14 protein-coding genes are annotated in these 18,482 nt (G+C 72.0%); 12 read left to right on the top strand and 2 right to left on the bottom strand.

Annotation, left to right across the window (positions count from 1 at the left end):
• Window positions 1-32: 32 nt before the first annotated feature.
• Complete coding sequence (locus BLW85_RS03210) at window positions 33-605, bottom strand: MarR family winged helix-turn-helix transcriptional regulator (RefSeq protein WP_070029425.1); 573 nt, start codon at window positions 603-605, stop codon at window positions 33-35.
• A gap of 113 nt (window positions 606-718) precedes the next feature.
• Complete coding sequence (locus tag BLW85_RS03205) at window positions 719-1,120, bottom strand: MerR family transcriptional regulator (protein ID WP_074990499.1); 402 nt, start codon at window positions 1,118-1,120, stop codon at window positions 719-721.
• A 116-nt stretch (window positions 1,121-1,236) separates the two neighbouring features.
• Here BLW85_RS03205 and BLW85_RS03200 point away from each other — a divergent pair, with 116 nt between their 5' ends.
• The 12 genes from BLW85_RS03200 to BLW85_RS03145 all read left to right on the top strand — a co-directional run bounded on the left by BLW85_RS03200 (window position 1,237) and on the right by BLW85_RS03145 (window position 18,477).
• Window positions 1,237-2,115, top strand: a complete 879-nt coding sequence (locus tag BLW85_RS03200) for an NADP-dependent oxidoreductase (protein ID WP_074990497.1) — start codon at window positions 1,237-1,239, stop codon at window positions 2,113-2,115.
• A 64-nt stretch (window positions 2,116-2,179) separates the two neighbouring features.
• Complete coding sequence (locus BLW85_RS03195; protein ID WP_070029423.1) at window positions 2,180-2,782, top strand: nitroreductase family protein; 603 nt, start codon at window positions 2,180-2,182, stop codon at window positions 2,780-2,782.
• A gap of 498 nt (window positions 2,783-3,280) precedes the next feature.
• A complete protein-coding gene (locus tag BLW85_RS03190; protein ID WP_074990495.1) occupies window positions 3,281-5,140 on the top strand; it encodes a phage tail sheath subtilisin-like domain-containing protein in 1,860 nt (619 codons plus the stop codon).
• A gap of 34 nt (window positions 5,141-5,174) precedes the next feature.
• Entirely contained in the window at window positions 5,175-5,699 is a 525-nt protein-coding gene (locus BLW85_RS03185; protein ID WP_070029421.1) for a phage tail protein, read from the top strand.
• A gap of 38 nt (window positions 5,700-5,737) precedes the next feature.
• Window positions 5,738-6,466, top strand: coding sequence for a T4 family baseplate hub assembly chaperone (locus BLW85_RS03180; RefSeq protein ID WP_074990493.1), 729 nt, complete (start codon window positions 5,738-5,740; stop codon window positions 6,464-6,466).
• Window positions 6,459-7,205 carry a hypothetical protein gene (locus BLW85_RS03175; RefSeq protein WP_074990491.1) on the top strand — a complete coding sequence of 249 codons (747 nt, stop codon included), beginning with the start codon at window positions 6,459-6,461 and terminating at the stop codon, window positions 7,203-7,205. Before BLW85_RS03180 ends, BLW85_RS03175 begins: the two co-directional genes overlap by 8 nt.
• A 36-nt stretch (window positions 7,206-7,241) precedes the next feature.
• The gene (locus BLW85_RS03170) at window positions 7,242-8,123 is read left to right on the top strand and encodes a Pvc16 family protein (RefSeq protein WP_074990489.1); all 882 of its coding nucleotides are present in this window, start codon (window positions 7,242-7,244) and stop codon (window positions 8,121-8,123) included.
• A 37-nt stretch (window positions 8,124-8,160) separates the two neighbouring features.
• The gene (locus tag BLW85_RS03165) at window positions 8,161-10,131 is read left to right on the top strand and encodes an ATP-binding protein (protein ID WP_074995950.1); all 1,971 of its coding nucleotides are present in this window, start codon (window positions 8,161-8,163) and stop codon (window positions 10,129-10,131) included.
• Window positions 10,122-10,406 carry a hypothetical protein gene (locus BLW85_RS03160; RefSeq protein ID WP_074990487.1) on the top strand — a complete coding sequence of 95 codons (285 nt, stop codon included), beginning with the start codon at window positions 10,122-10,124 and terminating at the stop codon, window positions 10,404-10,406. The genes BLW85_RS03165 and BLW85_RS03160 overlap by 10 nt, the downstream gene beginning before the upstream one ends.
• Window positions 10,403-17,170, top strand: coding sequence for an eCIS core domain-containing protein (locus tag BLW85_RS03155; RefSeq protein ID WP_074990485.1), 6,768 nt, complete (start codon window positions 10,403-10,405; stop codon window positions 17,168-17,170). Before BLW85_RS03160 ends, BLW85_RS03155 begins: the two co-directional genes overlap by 4 nt.
• 57 nt (window positions 17,171-17,227) lie before the next feature.
• Complete coding sequence (locus tag BLW85_RS03150; protein WP_074990483.1) at window positions 17,228-17,785, top strand: hypothetical protein; 558 nt, start codon at window positions 17,228-17,230, stop codon at window positions 17,783-17,785.
• 5 nt (window positions 17,786-17,790) lie between these two features.
• On the top strand, window positions 17,791-18,477 hold the full coding sequence (locus BLW85_RS03145; RefSeq protein ID WP_070029414.1) for a hypothetical protein: 687 nt from the start codon (window positions 17,791-17,793) through the stop codon (window positions 18,475-18,477).
• The last annotated feature ends 5 nt before the right edge of the window (window positions 18,478-18,482 follow it).

The raw sequence follows: 18,482 nt of genomic DNA, 5'->3' as shown, positions 1-18,482 counted from the left end.
CTTCCGGGCCCGCCGCCGTCGTGGCGCGGGAGCTACTTCCGGGCCCGCCGCCCGCTGCGGCGCGGAGTCGGTTCCTCGCCGTTCAGCAGCGACCTGCGCCGCTCCTCGCCCTCCTCCTCGACCTGGAGCACCACACGGCGCAGAACGCTGGCGAGGTCACGGCACTCCTCGTCGCTGAGGCGGGCGGTGACGAAGGCCTCCTCCTCGTTGAACGCGGGGAAGACCCGGCGCATGAAGTCCTCGCCCGCCTCGGTGAGGGCCAGCAGGACGAGCCGGCCGTCCGTGGGGTGGCCGGTGCGCCGCAGCAGGCCCCGCGACTCCAGCGTCCGGGACACCCCGGTCAGGGTGCCCTTGGAGATCCCCGCCTCCTCGGCCACGTGCCGGGTCTCCGACTCGCCCCACACCCACACGACCCACAGCACCACGAAGGCGGTCCAGGTCAGGTCGGAGCCGCGCAGCACCGAGTTCTCCAGGTGCTGGCGGACGGCCGACGCGGCACGGTAGATGTTGGCCACGGCGGCCATCTGCTCCCGGCGCAGGGAGATGCCGCCGAGCTTCGCCTCCGCGAGCTTCTCCGCCTCGCCGATGGACCGCTGGCTGGGCACGGGCGCCCCCTCACCTCGTCGTCTGGACCGCGGCCCGTACGGCCCGCGATCGTCCGGGATCGAATTGTACGGGCGGGTAGCCCGGGCGGCGGCGCGTCGGTCCGGCCGCCGGGTCAGTCCGGCCGGCCGCCCGCGCGGGCCGCCGGGGCGCCCGCCGGAGCCGACCGCGGACCGGCTTCGATGACGGTGTCCAGCATGCCGCGCGACGCCTGGAGGTCGTCGATGGCACGGGTGATCCGCTCACGCTCCCGGCGCAGCTCCGCGACCAGGTCGGCGCAGACCGGCACCAGCCGCTCGCCCTCGTCGCGGACGCACGGCAGCACCCGCGCGATGGTGTCCGTGGTGAGCCCGGCGGCGAGCAGCGTACGGATCCGGCGGACCGTCTCGACGTCCTGCTCGTCGTAGACGCGGTAACCGCTGGGCAGGCGCTCCGGTGCCAGCAGGCCCTGCTCCTCGTAGTAGCGCAGCAGCCGCTCGGCGACCCCGGTGCGCCGCACCATCTCACCGATGCGCATGACGGCCTCCACGGCTTGACTCTCACACCGGTGTCAGACTTTAGCGTGAACTCCGAGCCGTGGCCGAACGGTCACCGCGGCCGGTGATCCGGCCTGGAACACGAGGAGTTGTCGTCATGCGCGCGGTACAGATCGATGTCCACGGTGGTCCCGAGGTGCTCACCGTGCGGGAGGTGGCCGACCCGGCGCCGGACGCGGGCGAGGTGCTGGTGCGGACGGTCGCGAGCAGCCTGAACCCGGTGGACTGGAAGACCCGGGCCTGGGACGTGGGCCCCGCCCTGCCCGCGACCCTGGGCTGGGACCTGGCCGGCATCGTCGTCGCGAGCGACTCGGCGCGGTTCGCGGTCGGCGACCGGGTGATCGCCATGTCCGCGCAGCTGGCCACCGGCCTGGGCACCTGGGCCGAGCTGGTCCGGCTGCCGGAGCGGCTGCTGGCCCACGCCCCCGCGACGCTCACCCTGCCCGAGGCCGCGACGCTGCCGCTCGCCGGGACCACGGCGGTGCAGGCGCTCGCCGCGCTGCGCCTGGAAGACCGCGCCCGCCTGCTGGTGACCGGGGCCGCGGGCGCGGTGGGCGGCCTTTCGGTCCAGCTGGCCCGGCGGACCGGCGTGACGGTCGACGCACTGGTATCCCGCCCCGAACACATCGAAATCGTAAGGGAGTTCGGCGCCTCGGAGGTGACGTGCTCGGCCGCGGAACTGCCCCGGGGGGCGTACGACGCGGTGCTCGACACCGCGGGTGTCGACGTGTCCGCCGCGCTCGCGGACGGCGGCCGGTACGTCTCGATCGCCGACGAGCCGCTGCCGGACGTGCCCGGTGCCGCCAAGAGCTACGTCCAGGAGAGCGGGAAGGACCTGGCGGAACTGGCCGCTCTGGTCGACGCCGGGCGGCTGCGGGTACGGGTGGCCGCGCACTACCCGGTCACCGAGGTGCGCGCGGCCCACGAGCACTTCGAGGCGGGCGGCCTGGCGGGCAAGGTGGTCCTGCTGTTCTGAGCCGGGCGGGCGGCCGGATGGAACCACTGTGCCGCCCGAGGCGCGCGTGGCAGGATCTCGCGCCATGGAATTCTCCGAGGTGGTCCGCCGCAGGCGCATGGTCCGGCACTATTCCGACAAACCGCTGGCCCCCGAGGTGGTCGAGCGCGTCCTCGCCTCCGCCCTGCGCGCTCCCTCGGCCGGCTTCTCGCAGGGCTGGGCCTTCCTCGCCCTGACCGACCCCGCCGACCGGGCCCGCTTCTGGCCGTTCGTCCCCACCCGGGTCGAGAAGACGCCGACCATGCAGGACGCCCCGCTGGTCGTGGTCCCCCTGGCCCACAAGGCGGCCTACCTCGACCGCTACGCCGAACCCGGCAAGGGCTGGGTGGACCGCGACGAGGCCCGCTGGCCCGCGCCGTACTGGTACATCGACACCGGGATGGCCTCCCTGCTGATGCTGCTGACGGCCGTCGACGAGGGCCTGGGAGCCTGCTTCTTCGGCATCATGCCCGAGCATCTCCCACCGTTCCGCACCGAGTTCGGCATCCCCGACGAGTACGACCCCATCGGCGCCATCACGGTCGGCTACCGGGCCGACGAACTGCCCCCGCAGAGCCCCGGCATCGAAGAACGCCGACGCGACGCGGCGGAGGTCGTCCACCGGGGGCGGTGGGGACGGCATGCCTGAGTGACGTGGGGTCGCCCCGCCCTGCACGCGGACCATAAACACCGGAATCCGCCACCACGAATGTGAGCGAAGTCGAATTCCGGACGCTCGTAGGTGATCCAAAATGTGCCGGAATTGAACCGTCACATTCCCTCGGCATTTCCTGTGAAGATCCTTCGGGCCTGTTGTCGGTGACATGCGTGCGGGATGCGATAATACCTGGCATTTACCTTCACGAAACCTTCCTTTGGGGTGGCCGGAACGCGGCTTGCTGGCCCAACTCCCCATGCCTCAAGGTGGGTTCGTCTACGAGCATCAGGAGTCACAAGCGTTGCTTGCCCCGGCCGGCCGACCGCCGACCGGGAACTGGCGGGGGAATCTGATGCGGGTGCACGTCCAGCGTTGACCGGCCGGTTGCGTGGGGTCGTCCGCCGCGCCGAACCGGAACCTGTCTCTTTGCCGCCTGCCTCTTGGTGCCATTGTCCGGTGCCCGAGACAGGGACAGGAGGGGGAAAGCCGATGAGCTCGGTGAGCGCCGCCAAGCCGACGTATCCCGGCGTCTACGTCGAAGAGCTTCCCAGCAGCACCCGCACCATCTCGACCCTGACCACGTCGGTGACCGCTTTCGTCGGCCACACCCGGCGCGGTCCGCTCAACGAGCCGGTGCGCGTCACCAGCTTCGCGGAGTTCGAACGCCGATTCGGCGGCCTCGGCGCGCGCAGCGCGGTCGGCTACGCGGTCCACCAGTTCTTCGGCAACGGCGGCACCGTCGCCGTCGTCGTCCGGGTCACCAAGGCCGGCAGCGGCAAGGCCGCCCGCGTCACCCTGAAGTCCACCGAGGGGCACAGCGACAGCGACGTCCTGGAGGTGCGCGCCAAGGAGCCCGGCGTGTGGGGCAACGGCCTGCGCGTGGCCGTCGACCACGACACCCCCTGCCCCGACGACACCTTCAACCTGCGCGTCCACGACGCCCGGGGCGCGGCCCGCGAGAGCTTCACCGGCCTGTCCATGGACCCGGCCAGCGACCGCCACGCCCCCACCGTCGTCAACGCCGGCTCCCGGCTGATCCGCGTCGACGCGGTCGGCGAGGGCCGCCCCGACCCGTCCGGCACCGTCTCCAAACCGTTCGGCCACCGGCTGCCCGACCTCGCCGTCGACCTCACCGTCAAGATCGGCGACGTGGAGCGCGAGTGCACCCTCTACGACCCCGAGAGCGACGGCGAGGCACCGTGCTCGGTCGCCGAGCTGGCGCTGCTGCTCGAACGCAAGCTGCGCGCCCTGCCCGACGCACCCGGCAAGCACGCCTTCGCCGGCACCGAGGTCACCGCGTTCGGCCGCCGCCTCCAGGTCGTCGCAGGCTCCACCGACCCCGAGGACGTCGTCCGCTTCGTCGGCGAGTGCGCCAACGACCTCGGCCTGGAAGCCTCGGTCAACCCGCCCGTCTTCCCGCTGGCCGGCGGCGAGGACGGCGAGGCACCCGGACCCCGCGACCTGATCGGCTCCGAGGCCGCCAAGACCGGCATCCAGGCGCTGCGCCAGGCAGCCGACGTCAACCTCCTCGCGCTGCCCGAACTCGCCGCGTACGAGAAGACCGAGGACGCCGTCACGGTCGTCTCCGCCGCGCAGCGGCTGTGCGAGGAGCGGCGGATCTTCCTGCTCGTCGACGCCCCGTCCACCTGGGTCAGCGTCGACACGGCCCGCGCCGGCGTCGCCGCCTTCGACGCGGTGCGCGGCAACCACGCCGGCCTGTACTTCCCGCACCTCCAACTGACCGACCCGCTCACCGGACGGCTGCGCGCCTTCCCGGCCTGCGGCGCGGTCGCCGGCGTCATCGCGCGCACCGACGCCGAGCGCGGCGTGTGGAAGGCGCCCGCCGGCACCGAGGCCCGGCTCGCCGGCGTGCACTCCCTCACCGTTGACCTGACCGACCGGGAGACCGGACTGCTCAACCCGCTCGGCGTCAACTGCCTGCGCACGTTCCCGCTGACCGGTCCGACCGTCTGGGGCGCCCGCACCCTGGAGGGCACCGACGCGCTGGACGGCGAGTGGAAGTACGTGCCCGTACGACGGCTCGCCCTGCACGTCGAGGAGAGCCTCCAACGCGGCCTGCAATGGGTGGTGTTCGAACCCAACGACGAGAACCTGTGGCAGCAGATCAGGCTGGCCGCCTCCTCGTACCTGCACACCCTCTTCCGGCAGGGCGCCTTCAAGGGCGGCACCCCGCGCGAGGCCTACTTCGTCAAGTGCGACAGCGACACCACCACCGACGAGGACATCGCGAACGGCATCGTGAACGTCCTGGTCGGCATCGCACCGGTGCGGCCCGCCGAGTTCGTGATCGTGAAGATCCAGCAGACGTCCGGCCAGTTCGAGCTGTAGTCCCGCGGGAATCCTGGAGAGCCGAAGGAATCCGATGGCAGAGTTCACCGTCAACGCCCATCGTTTCGACCCCTACAAGAACTTCAAGTTCCTGGTCCTGTGGGACGGTCGTACGGTCGCCGGCATCAGCAAGATCAGCCCGCTCAAGCGCACCACCGAGGTCGTCAAGCACCGCCACGGCGGCGACCCCAGTTCCCCGCGCAAGTCGCCGGGGCGCTCCGAGTTCGACGGCATCACGCTGGAACGGGGCGTCACCCACGACCCCGAGTTCGACCGCTGGGCCAACAAGGTCTGGCAGGTCGGCGCGGGCCTCGGCGCCGAGGTCTCCCTCGCCGACTTCCGCAAGGACATCGTCATCCAGGTCCTCAACGAGGCCGGCCAGGTCGCCGTCTCGCACAAGCTGTACCGGACCTGGCCCAGCGAGTACCAGGTCCTCGGCGAACTCGACGCCAACGCCAACGCCGTGGCCATCCAGTCGCTGAAGCTCGAATGCGAGGGCTGGGAACGGGACTACGAAGTACCCGAGCCCGAGGAACCCTCCTTCCTCAACCCGGCCTGAGCGACGCGCGGTGAGGTGAGAGGAACCGGGGGGAACACATGGCGAACACCGGGGCGGCCGTGCTGCTGGCCACCTGGGAGGCGGGCCTCGCCGAGGCGCCCGCCGGGCGCGCCCTGCTGCTGCACGGCACGGCGCGCCCGGACCTCGACGCCACGGCGCTGCCCGCCGTACCGCTCGGTGAGCGCGAGGGCGACCTGCTCGCCCTGCGCCGCGCCCTGTTCGGGGAGCGGATGCAGGTGCGGCTGGACTGCCACGCGTGCGGCGCGGACATGGAGTTCGAACTGGACGCGGGGGAGTTCGCCCGGTCCCTCGACCGGCCCGCACGGCACGTCGTGCGGCTGACGGAGGGCGGCTGGGACATCGCCTTCCGGCTGCCCGCCGCGGCCGACCTCACGGCCGCGGCCCGTGCCGCCGACCCGCGCGCCGCGCTGCTCGCCCGCTGCCTGGTCTCGGCGACCCACGACGGGACGCCCCGCACCGCCGACGCCCTCCCCGCACCGGTACAGCGGCGGATCGCCGAGGCCGCGCAGGCCGCCGACCCCGGCGCCGACGTGACGCTCAACGTCGGCTGCCCCGAGTGCGGCACCGCCACCCGCGCCGAGCTGGACATCGCCTCCTACCTGTGGACCGAACTCGACGCCTGGGCCCGGGACATGCTCCTCGACGTCCATCTGCTCGCCACCGCCTACGGCTGGAGCGAGCCGGAGATCCTGGCGCTGAGCCCGCTGCGCCGCCGTTACTACCTGGAGCTGTGTGCGGATGTCTGACTCCTCCGTGACCGACCCCTCCCGGGCCCCCGACTTCCTCGACCGGCTGATCGCCCGGCACACCGCCACCGCACCGGACACGGTCCGGGTACGGCCGCGGCTGCCCGGCCCTTTCGAACGCGTCGAGGCGGTCAGGGCGCGCGGTGCGGTGCCGGAAACCGACGAGGCCGCGGCCCGGCCGCCCGCCGCCCGCGAGGCCGCCGCCGACCGGGACGACCCGCGGCGGCCCGTCACCGAGGTCCACCACCACACGTCGCGCGAGCGGACCGTCGTCCGCACCGCCCCGCCCTCCGCCGAGGCGGAACCGGCGAGGACCGCCCCGCCCGCCCTGCCCGAAGCACAACTGCTGCGCCCCGCCGCACCGTTGACGGCCGCACCGCCCCCGGCGCCCCGCGGCCCCGCACGCGGCACCGGGCGACCGGACCCGAGCACGGCCGCCGACCCGGCCGCGGCGTCCGCCCCCACCCCCCTGGGGACGGGCACCGCTCCCGCCGCCGTCGCGCCCGCGGCAGCGCGCCCCGGCGCCGCGGACACCACGGCGGCCCGGACCGCCGTGGCGCAGTCCGCCGGGCGCCGGGCCGGCCGGGCGCCCGAGCAGGTGGTGCAGGTGCGGATCGGCCGGCTCGAAGTGACGGCCGCCCAGCCGCCCGCACCGGGGACACGGCAGGGTGCCCGCCCCGCCGAGCGCGCGGGGACGACCCTCAGCCTGGCGGACTACCTGGCACGGGGGCGCGAGTGAGCCGCACGACGACGCAGGGGACGGGGAACTGAGGCCATGAGCAACGCACTCGCCATCGCCCACGTCAGCCAGGCCCTCGCCCTGCTGATCGAATCCCACCTCCAGCCGGAGATCGACATGGCGGTGAAGGTGGAGCCGCGCAAGCCGCCCGCCGAACCGCCCGCCGAACCCACCATCTCCGTCTTCCTCTACCAGGTGACCCCGAACTCCTCGCGGCGCAACGACGACCTGCCCACCCGCGCCCCCGACGGCACGCTGGTGCGCCGGGCGAGCGCGGCGCTCGACCTCAACTACGTGATCAGCGCGTACGGCGACGAGACCGAACTGGTCGGGCAGCGCCTCCTCGGCTCGGTCGTGCGCACCCTGCACGAGATCCCGGTCCTGCCCAAGGACGTCATCGAACTCGCGGGCGAGAAGCCCTACTTGGCGGGCAGCAACCTCGCGGAGTCGGCCCAGCGGGTGCGGTTCACACCGAACGTGATGGACATCGACGAGACGTCGAAGCTGTGGGGGATGCTCTACCAGACCCCCTACGCCCTCTCCGTCGTCTACCAGGCCTCCCTGGTCCTCATCGACGGCCGCCAGACGCCGACACCGGCCAGGCCGGTCGAGCGGCCGGAGGTACGTGTGCTGCCGTTCGGCGCGCCGGTCCCCCCGGGGCCGGGGACGGAAGGGGCCCCCAGGCGGGACGGGGCCGGAGCGGCGGACCCCGCGCCGGCGCAGCAGACCAAGGCGTCTGCCGAGTCCGCTGCCGAGCGCCCGGCGAAGGCCCCGGCCAAGGCCCCCGCGAAAGCCCTCGCCAAGGCACCGGCGCGCGCCCGCAAGAGCACGTCCCGAGCGGCCAAGGCGGCGCAGCCACCCGCGCGCAGGACGAACCGCGACGCGGACGGCACCGAGCACACCGACGACGACAACTGACACGCCGATGGGCGACACGACGGGGGCGGGTGAACACATGGAGAAGGACGAGCAGCCGGGGACCGGGGGCGACGACTCCGCACTGACCGCCGGAATCCGGCGCGTCCTCGCCCGCGTCGACGCGCACGCCGCCCGCACCGGCCAGGGCCGGCCCACCGCGGCGCGGAACGGCCCCGCCACCGCCCTCACCCCCGCACCGGCCCGCACCACCCCGCTCGACGCCCTCGTCGCCCTCTTCGGACTCACCCCCTTCGAACGCGACCTCGTCCTGCTCACCGCCGCCGACGAACTCGACCCCACCACGGCCGCCCGGTGCGCCGCGGCCGCGGGCGACCCCCGGCGCGCGTACCCCACCTTCTCCCTCGCCCTGGCCGCCCTCGGCGAACCGCACTGGAGCGCCCTCACCCCCGTGGCCCCGCTGCGCCGCTGGCGGATCGTGGAACTGGAGGACGAGACCCGGCTGACCGTCTCCCGGCTCCGGCTGGACGAACGCGTCCTGCACTTCCTGCTCGACTCGCCCTATCTCGACGCCCGGCTGCACGGCCGCCTGCGCCGCACCACCCCACCGGACACGCTCCCGCCCTCGTACGACCTGGCCGCGAACCGGCTCGCCGAAGGCTGGCGGGAGGACGGCCGGGGCCCCGGCGCGCCACCCGTGGTCGAGGTGACCGGCGGCGACCAGCGCAGCCGCGCCGAGCTCGCGGCCACCGCGGCCGCCCGCTGCGGACTGCGGCTGTACACCATGAGCGCCGAGGACCTGCCGACCGACCCCGCCGAGCGCGACCGCCTGGCCCGGCTGTGGCAGCGGGAGGCGATCCTGCTGCCCGCCGCGCTGCTGGTGGAGGCCGGCGACCTGGACCGCGACCAGCGCGCCGCCACCGAGGCGTTCCTCGCCGGGGCCGCCGTCCCCGTCGTCGTCTCCAGCGAGGACCCGCTGCCCACCGGGCGCCCGCACGGCACCCGGGTGGCCGTACCGCGCCTGGACGACGACGAACAACTGGCCGTCTGGGCCGACGCGTTCACGGACGTCGCCGATCTCGCCGACGGTGAACTGCGCTCCCTCGTCGCCCAGTTCCGGCTGCCGCCGCACGTCGTCCGCTCCGCCGCGGCCGCCGTGAGCCGCCGACTGCCCCACGAGGACGAGGCCGACGCCGCCGAACTCGCCTGGCGGGCCGGGCTGGAGGAGGCCCGTGTCGGCATGGACGAACTGGGCCGCCGGATAGAACCCCGGGCCGGCTGGCACGACCTCGTGCTGCACGACCGGCAGACCGCCGTGCTCCGCGAGATCGTCGCGCATGTGCGGCAGCGGCCGACTGTCCACCAGGAATGGGGATTCGCCGCGACCCTGCGCCGGGGGCTCGGCGTCACCGCGCTGTTCGCCGGCGGCTCCGGCACGGGCAAGACCCTCGCCGCCGAGGTGATGGCCGACGAACTCGGCCTGGACCTGTTCGTCGTGGACCTCTCCCAGGTGGTCAGCAAGTACATCGGCGAGACCGAGAAGAACCTGCGCCGCGTCTTCGACACCGCCGAACGCGGCGGCGCGCTCCTGCTGTTCGACGAGGCCGACGCCCTGTTCGGCAAGCGCAGCGAGGTCAAGGACAGCCACGACCGGTACGCCAACCTGGAGGTCAGCTACCTGCTGATGCGGATGGAGGCCTACCGGGGCCTCGCCATCCTCACCACCAACATGAAGCAGGCCCTCGACACGGCCTTCCTTCGCCGCATCCGCTTCGTGGTCGACTTCCCCTTCCCGGCCGAGCACGAACGCGCCGAGATCTGGCGCCGGGTGCTGCCACCGCAGGCCCCGCTCAAGGACATCGACCCGGACCTGCTGGCCCGGCTCACCGTCGCCGGCGGCTCCATCCGCAACATCGCCCTGTCCGGGGCGTTCCTCGCCGCCGAGGAGGGCGACCGGCTGCAGATGCGGCACATGCTCGCCGCCGCCCGCACCGAATACCTCAAGCTGGAGCGCTCACTGACCCCCGCGGAGGTGCGCGGATGGGTGTGAACAGGCGGCCCCCGGCGATCCGTGTGGAGATCGGCGAACTGGTCCTCGACGGCTTCCACGCCGACCCGGCCCGCGTCTCGGCCGCGTTCGAACACGAACTCGCCCGTCTGGTACGGCAGCACGGCGTGCCGCTGGCGGAGAACGGCGCCCTGACCCTGGAAGCGCTCACTGGCCTGCCGCCGCTGCGTGCCGGACTGTCGGCCCGCCGCCTCGGCCAGGAACTGGCCCGCGCGGTCCACGAAGGGCTCAGCGGACACGGGGAGGTGACCCCATGACCGCCAGGGCCCAGGACGCGGCCGACCGGCAGACGGCCGAACAGCGCCGCCGCAAGCGCAGGGAACGCGCCGCCGCATCCCGCACCCCCGAACCGAAGAACATCGTCAGCGGCGCCGGACAGCCCCTCGACCTGGCCGTCCGCCGCGAGTTGGAGGACCAGCTCGGTCACGACCTGAGCCGCGTCCGCCTGCACACCGACCGCGACGCCGACCGCCTCACCGAACTGCTCGGCGCCGACGCCGTGGCCGTCGGCCAGGACATCCTCTTCCGCTCGGGCGCCTTCCGGCCCGGCACCGACGAGGGCCGCCGCCTGCTCGCCCACGAACTGCTGCACACCGTCCAGAACCCGCACGGCCTCGGCACCCTGCGAGCGGGCCGCGAACCGGGCGCGGTCAGCCTCCCTCAGCAATCCATCGAACGCGAGGCCGAATCCGCCGCTCAGGATCTGGTCCGCCCCTCGACCGACGCACCGGCGCCCGAGGTGACGGAGAACCGGTCCACGCCGGGGTGGCTGCGGTATGCGACGGTGGACGCGGAGCGCAGCCGTGCGGAGGCGGTGGACCCGGCGACCCTGCTCGACCGGCTCGTCAACTCGGTCGTACGGTCCCTGCGGGGCGACCCGGAGGACCTTTCCGGCCGCACTCGCAAGCAACTCGCCCGGTTGCCGGAGGAGTTGCTCGACGGCGTTCTGGTCCGCCTGGAGAACCGGCTGCTCGCCCCGGAGCACGACCGGGTGCTCGACCTCGTCGAGGAGGCCGGGGCGTACGACGAGCACGCCCAGGACCTGGAAGTCAACGCGCATGACGCGCCCGAGATCGAGCCGGACGCGGCCGAACAGGTGCGCACCGAGCGCGAGCAGGCGCTGCGGTCACAGGAACAGCGGCGGGCCGAGGCGGCACGGCCGGGCATCGCGCCGGGACCCGAGAAGGAAGGGGCCGCCGACCAGGGCGCGGCCGGCAGCACCCCGCCGAACGGCGGCACGGCCGGGCACGGGAGCACCCCGCAGGGCGGAGGCGCGCCGCACGGGGCGCGGGAGAAGACGCCGGGGGCACCGGGACCCGCGCGGGGCCCGGCACCGACGGCGGGCACGGCGACGGCCCCCGCCGGCCAGGAACAGTCCGCGCCGTCCGCCCCCGCCGGGGCGGCGCCGGCCGGCGCACGGCGAAGCGACACGGAGACGACGGCGGCGGGGCAGGAACAGGGCGCGGACGCGGGCAAGGGCGGCCGGGCGCAGAGCGGGGAGGCGGGTGAGGGCGGCCGGGAGCGGACCGAGGAGACGCGGACCCCGGCACCGAGCGAGGAGGAGTCCGCGGCGCGGCACCGGCCGGGCGCGGCCGAGGCCGCCGTCGCCGGACAGCAGCTGCGGCAGCAGGACAAGGGCGGCCAGGAGAAGCCCTCCGGCTCGCCGACGGCCGCCGGCCCGGACACCCGGCTCCCGGGACCGTTCAGCACTCTGGAGGGCAGGCGCAACCAGGACGTCGACGGCCCCGAGGAGACGACGGACGAGGACCTCTTCGGCTCCGGCGGCGAGTCGGAGGTCGACGTCGGGGGCGGGGAGCAGAGCGCCTGGGACGTCAAACTCCGGCCCGAGGACTTCTTGCCGACGCAGGACCCCGACGTGTCCGCCGTACCGACCGCGGACACGTTCGACCCCGGGGCGTCGGCGTCGTCGGTCCCGTCCTTCCCCGCCCCACCGCCGACCAGGGCGGACCAAGTACAGGCCGAGCGGGACGCGGAGGACGCGGAGGACGCGGCGGCCGGCCCGGAGGAGGACACGGCCGGGGCCGACGCGGCGGAGGAGCCGGGCGCGTCCGTGCCGGAGACCGGGGGCGGCCCGGACGGCGGCGCGGGGCCGGTCGGACCCGAGCCGGAACAGGCGGCAACGGTCCCGCCCGCCCCCGGCACCCGTGACCCCAAGAGCGGGGACGACCCCAAGGCGGGCCCGGTCGCCGCGCAGACCACAGTGCAGCAGGCGCCGGGCCGGGCCGAGGGGACCGCCGAGGGCGGCGGCGCGGCGGGGGAGACGGCCGCGAAGGAGGAGAAGGGCACCGCCGCCGCGGGCGACAAGGGCCCTGGTGGCCAGGAGAAGGAGTCTCCGAAGGCGACCGGCGGTCAGTCGGCGCAGAGGGACACCGAAGCCCGGGATGCGGCCGCCGGCCCGTCGGTGACCGCCGGACCCCAGTCGGCGGGCGCGCAGGGCGCCGGAACCCCGGAGCCGGTGCCGGACGCGTCCGCCGCGGCCGGTCCCACGGCACCGGGCACGTCCGCCGTGCCGCATGAATCCGGGGCTGACGGGGCGCCGGCCCGCGAGACGCGTACGACACCGCAGCCCCGCACCGCGACGGCGGCGCGGGAGCCGCAGCCCGCGCCCGCCACCGCGAAGCCCGCACCGGCTCCCGCGAGGACGGCCGCGGAATCGCCCGCCGCGCCGGAGACCGCGCCGCGGTCCGCGCCGGCCACGAAGGCGGCTGTCGGGGGAGCCACCCCGGGCGGCGGAGGCGGCGGGGGAGCCACCCCGGCGCGGCCCAGGGGCAAGAAGGACAGCGCCCCGGCCCCCGACCTCTCCGGGGTGTCCCCGGAGGCGGGCCTGGCGACGGCCTCGAAGCTCAAGCCGCACAAGGCACTTCAGGCCATGGGTGGCGTCGGTGGCGCGGTGGACCGCTCCGTCGGTGACGAGCACAAGGCCCTCGCCGCCGCGCCGCCCTCGATGCAGCGCCCGGCAGGCGCCCCGCAGACGCTGCGGGGCAAGCCGAGGACGGACGCCCCGGCGGAGTACTCCCAGGACAAGCCCCAGGAAGCCCAGGCGCCCGAGCAGCAGGACGCCGAGGTGACCGGCGCCAAGAAGCCCGAGGGCCGGATCGAGGCGGAGAAGGCCGAGGAGCCCGGCGGCTGGGACACCTTCAAGATGGCCCTCGGCTTCATCGGCGGCAAGATCGTGAACGGCGTCGCGAGCCTCTTCGGCGCCGACAAGCCGGTGGTGGACCCTCAGGCGCTGGCCGCGAAGTTCGCGGGGCTGCCGACGAAGGACGACGCCCTCAAGCAGGCCCGGGCGGGCGACGCGCCGGGCGTCGACATGAAGGGCGCGGCGGAGCGGACGGCCGGCGAGCAGGACGGCCATGTCGACGCCAAGGGCCAGGAGACGATCGGCACCGCCCGGGACGACGCCGGACGGCGGATGGGCGAGGACCAGGTCTATCCGGACGCGCCCAAGGAGAAGATGACCGCCAAGGTGCCCGGCGCACAGGGCGGTCGAAGTACGGCGACCGACGGCGGCGGGGCGACCGGTGCCGTCCCCCCGGAGGCGGCCTCCGAGGTGGCGGAGCACGACCGGGGCCCGCAGTTCCAGACGGCGTTCACCGACGGCGCGAAGAGCATGTCCGAAGGCCGGCGGGCCAAGGACCGCGACACCCGCGACGCGCAGGACCGGCATCGGCGGCAGGTCGACGCCGAGATCGCTGCGAACACCAAGGCGCAGGCCGGGGAGCGCGAGAAGGCGATGGGCGAGGTCACCGCCCAGCGCGAGGGCTGGCGCAAGGACCAGGACGAGCAGCTCGACTCCCTGGGCGACAAGAAGAGCGAGCGGCACGACAAGGTACGCAAGGACGTCGAGGAGAAGGAGAAGAAGACCGACGACGACGTCGGCAAGGAGAAGGAGGGCAGCGACAAGAAGATCCAGGACGAGAGCGACAAGGCCGAACGCGACGCGGCCCGGAAGCGTGACGGCGCCGTCCAGGAATCGGGCAACTGGGTCAGCAAGGCCTTCGACTGGATCAAGCAGAAGGTCATCGAGATCAAGAACGCGATCGTCCGGGTCATCCGGGCGGCCCGCGACGCGGTCGTCGGCTTCATCAAGAACTTCAAGGACACGGTCGAGCGCTGGATCAACGAGGCCCGCAAGAACATCGTCGATGCGATCAAGAACCTCATCAAGGACCTGATCGAGTTCGCGGTGGCGATGGTGCGCGCGGTGATCGAACTCGCCGCGAAGATCCGCAGGTTCGTCACCAACCTGATCGCGGCGGCGATCGCCCTGGTCAACCGCCTCGCCCAGGCGCTGAAGCAGGCCGTCTCCGACCTCCTCGACGCCATCGGCAAGCTGCTCGGCGGCCTCCTCGACATCCTGAAGAAGGCACTCCAGGCGGCGGTCAAGGCGGTCGTCGAGGCGGTGAAGTCGGTCCTGGAGTTCGCCTCGAAGCTCCTGGGCGCGCTGGGCGCCTGGATGATGATCGCGGTCGACTTCCTCTCCGACCCGGGTGGCTGGCTCGGCGGTGCGAAGAACTCCGCGGTGGACGGCGCGAAGAACCACCTCTTCCGTGAGGTGTCCACGGCCGTCAAGGCATGGTTCCAGGAGAAGATCCAGGAGATCATCGGCGTCCCGAAGGCGATCATCGACAAGCTGATCAAGGGCGGTTTCTCCCTGGCTCAGATCGTCAAGGAGGCCTGGGACGCGGTCGTCCCTCAACTGCCGCTCATCATCGGCGAGTTGGTGATCACGAAGGTCGTCGCGAAACTCATCCCCGGCGCGGGCTGGGTGATGGCGGTCATCGACGCGATCCGCACGGCCTGGGGCGCCCTGAGCGCCATCCTCAGTTCCCTCGACGCGGTCCTCACCTGGCTCAGGGCCGTGCGCATGGGCGGCGCCGGCATCCTCTTCGCCAAGGCCGTCGCCGCGGGTGTCGTCGCCCTCCTGGAGGTCCTGTACCAGGCCCTCCTCAACCAGATCGGCAAGTACGTCGCCAAGGTCGGCCGCCGCCTGCGAGGCGTCGCGGCCAAACTCACCAAGGACAAGTTCGGCAAGCCGGGGGGACGTCGGCGTACGGGCGGCGAGGACACGGAGGGCCGGGGCCCGAAGAAGCCCAAGGACGAGGAGGCCACCGACCGGAAGCCCGACGCGGACCCGAAGACGCCCCGGACCGACGAGGGCAAGCCGAAGAAGCCCACCGGCGCCGAGTCGACGCCCAAGGACAGGAACGGCCGCCCGAAGGACCCGACCGAAAAACCGGACACCAAGCCCACCCCGCCCGCCAAACCGAAACCGAAGCCGGAACCGCGGCCGAAGCCGAAGACCGAGCCTGAGCAGGCGGGCAAGCCGAAGGCCGACAAGGATGCCGCCGCCCCGAAGGACGGGGACAGGGACTCCAGGCCCAAAGACGACGGCAGTGGTCCGAAGAAGCCCAAGGGCGAAGACACGGAGCCGAACAGGACCAAGGACGACGATCCGAAGAAGCCCAAGCACAAGGACGACGACAAGGACGCCCCGTCGAGGCCCAAGGAGGCCAAGGACGGTGACCGGGCCGGCCGCCCGACCGAGCGAGACGGTAGCGACAGGAAACCGAAGGACAAGCACAGCAAGGACCGCGACCGCGACACGGCGAAGCCCAGGCACGAGAAGAAGAACCCGCATGAGGGTTCCGGGAAGGACCGCCGCAGCCCGAAGGACAAGGACCCGCACAAGGAGAAGCAGGAGAAGAAGGACCGCCGCAAGAAGGACGAGGGTTCTTCGGAGTCTAAGGAGAAGCGGCTTTCTGAGATTGTCGCGCGTATGCGTCCTGCACTGTCGCGGCTGCTTTCGAGGGGTGTAGGCCGTGTCGTGCACCGGTCCACCTTGGCGGGAATGCGGATCTGGTATCGGCTGACAGAACTCGCGGTCGAGGGGGCTTCCTCCTTCGATGATCTCGCTGTCCTGAACCCACGCAAGATCGTCATCAGCGGCAGGGAGCTGAATTCGGAGCCCATCCTCCTTTACCTCCGAATTCTTGAGGAAGACATCCTGAGCCAGGCACAACAGTTGCAGGCGACTGGAATGGGCGGACAGCAGATCGGCACCAGGCGCGAACAACTTCCGGGTCGCAATCCTCGATTGCGCGCGAGCATCCCGCAACAAGTGGATATTGCGTCGGCTTATGTGCAGCTGAAGAACGCGGGTCTGGTCACGCAGATCATGGACTGGGGTGGGGCCGAGACCTGGCGGACTCGTCTGCCGAGCGGTCCTTACCTGCAAAAGTTCCGCAACGGGCAGACCTATCAGGAGAGAGATCGCAACCCGAATTCTTCGACCAAGTACAGTGAGATCCTTAAACGCCTGCAGCGCTCCCAGAACGTCGGCGGGATCGCTGATGCCCTTGCTCGATGGCATTCTGATCGACGAAACCAGCTGCCATACGAGGAAACGGAGGACATCTCACTTGTCGGCACCCTCGCCTACCTCGCCGAGAGGGACCGCAATCCGGGAAACATGGTCACCAGCGTCCTCCTGGCCGATCTGTACAACCAGGTTCCGCACCCCGACCGGCGACGCGAGATCCTCCGACTCCAGCGCACCTTCTCCTTGCAGCCCATGATTCCGGCGGGATCGCCGGCCGGAGCGAAGATACTTCCGGACTTCCTCGAAGGTGACCCGGGTTCCCTGGATCGGGCGATCGAGCAGATGCAGGACGAACTGCGCATGGCCGACAGTCATCCCGATGCGGCCCTCAATGATGCTCGCGGGTACCTTGAGAGATTCACCGAAGAAAAGGACGGACCGAAGAACCGGAGTCGGGTGCAGCGAAAGCGCCCAGGTTTGACAGAGCTGAGGAAACTGCAGGACGCGAACAATCTTGCGAATAGGGAAGTGCAGTTGATCGAGAAGTGGTTCGAGGCTGTGTACAGGAACACCGACTTCGGGTCGGGCCTGAGCGAGGAACAGCTGTACCAGGAGATTCGTGAGAAGATCAAGAGCAGGTTGCAAGGTGTCTTCCCGTGGTGGAAGCCGCAGGTTTGACAGGGAGTGATTATGAATTTTTCGGCGGCTGGCGTTTCGCGATCAAGAAGGTATGTATTGCGGCAGTTCCAGGCCGAGGAAACGGTCGCGGCACTGGCGGCGAGCAGGGGGTGGCCGACGGTAGCGGACTTGCCCGGTGACGAGAGCAGGGGTGTGCCACGGCGTGTTGCCTGGCAGATCTCTCCCGGTGCCACGCTCAACTTTTTCCGGGACGATTCCCTGGGCATCTCGTACGTATCGGTGATGAGTGGCCTGGGCAAGGATTTCGCGGAGCAGCTGACCTCCATGGTGCACACCGAGATCGACGTGTACGGCGATGCCGAACTCCTGTCGGGCATGAGCGGTGCCGACGATGATCAAGAGCGGGCGCTCGCTGTGCTGAAGGCTGGGCTTGGTGCGCCTCTTGAATTCAGCGAGAAATTTTATGCCGGTTTCGTCGCCGCGTCGGAGCACACTGCTTCGACGGTGCGGAACGCGGCGGTTCGCGCGATGTACTACACGAAGTGGCAAGAATTCACGAACGTGCTTGCAGAACTCGCCTCGTCCGACCCTGACAGTGCCGTTCGAGACTTCGCCGGTCGTGTGCTGACAGCCGTCGGCGGCACAGGGAGCTGATCGCCGTGACCCGCTACGCCGACATCCCCAAACCCATCCGCTCCGGCCTCGTCGTCGTCGACCCCGACCACGGCACCCCCCAGCGCGTCATCGTCCTCCAGTTCAACCCCGACACCCTGGAACGCAGCATCGCGCCCCAGTCCGCCGGGGACAGCGGGGACGCCGGGGGTGGGGGGACCGGCAGTGGGGATCGGAACGAGGCGTTGAGGCTCAAGGGGCCCGCGCAGGAGACGTGGAAGTTCACCGCCGAGATCGACGCGACCGATCAGCTGGAGATCGCCGCGCCCGACGGGATTCACCCCCAGCTCGCCGTTCTGGAGATGCTCGTGCAGCCGACCACCGCGCAACTGCGCGCCGCGACCCGGCTGACGCAGAAGGGCAGCATCGAGATCAGTCCGATCGAGATGCCGCTGACCCTGTTCACCTGGGGGAGCAAGCGGGTCATGCCGGTGCGGCTCACCGAACTGTCCGTCAACGAGTCGGCGTTCGACGTGAACCTCAACCCGATCCGGGCCTCGCTCGGCATCGGGATGAAGATCCTGACCGTCAGCGATCTGCCGGCGGGCCACCGGGGCGCGGATCTGTACATGGCGCACCTGGCGCAGAAGGAACGGCTCGCGGCCGCCGCGCGCGGTGGCGGCCTCGGCGCGCTGGGTCTCGGCGGCGCCGACCTCGTGACCGGAAGGGGCTGAGGAGC

Origin of the sequence: Streptomyces misionensis, from assembly GCF_900104815.1 — a bacterium.
GTDB classification, from domain to species: Bacteria; Actinomycetota; Actinomycetes; order Streptomycetales; family Streptomycetaceae; genus Streptomyces; species Streptomyces misionensis.
This window is presented reverse-complemented; position numbering and strand designations above follow the sequence as displayed.

Bases quoted from the DNA above. Each gene is read 5' to 3' on its own strand.
- BLW85_RS03205 (WP_074990499.1), bottom strand. From the start codon at position 1,120: ATGCGCATCGGTGAGATGGTGCGGCGCACCGGGGTCGCCGAGCGGCTG.
- BLW85_RS03180 (WP_074990493.1), top strand. From the start codon at position 5,738: ATGGCGAACACCGGGGCGGCCGTGCTGCTGGCCACCTGGGAGGCGGGC.
- BLW85_RS03160 (WP_074990487.1), top strand. From the start codon at position 10,122: ATGGGTGTGAACAGGCGGCCCCCGGCGATCCGTGTGGAGATCGGCGAA.
- BLW85_RS03175 (WP_074990491.1), top strand. From the start codon at position 6,459: ATGTCTGACTCCTCCGTGACCGACCCCTCCCGGGCCCCCGACTTCCTC.
- BLW85_RS03165 (WP_074995950.1), top strand. From the start codon at position 8,161: ATGGAGAAGGACGAGCAGCCGGGGACCGGGGGCGACGACTCCGCACTG.
- BLW85_RS03155 (WP_074990485.1), top strand. From the start codon at position 10,403: ATGACCGCCAGGGCCCAGGACGCGGCCGACCGGCAGACGGCCGAACAG.
- BLW85_RS03170 (WP_074990489.1), top strand. From the start codon at position 7,242: ATGAGCAACGCACTCGCCATCGCCCACGTCAGCCAGGCCCTCGCCCTG.
- BLW85_RS03195 (WP_070029423.1), top strand. From the start codon at position 2,180: ATGGAATTCTCCGAGGTGGTCCGCCGCAGGCGCATGGTCCGGCACTAT.
- BLW85_RS03190 (WP_074990495.1), top strand. From the start codon at position 3,281: ATGAGCTCGGTGAGCGCCGCCAAGCCGACGTATCCCGGCGTCTACGTC.
- BLW85_RS03185 (WP_070029421.1), top strand. From the start codon at position 5,175: ATGGCAGAGTTCACCGTCAACGCCCATCGTTTCGACCCCTACAAGAAC.
- BLW85_RS03200 (WP_074990497.1), top strand. From the start codon at position 1,237: ATGCGCGCGGTACAGATCGATGTCCACGGTGGTCCCGAGGTGCTCACC.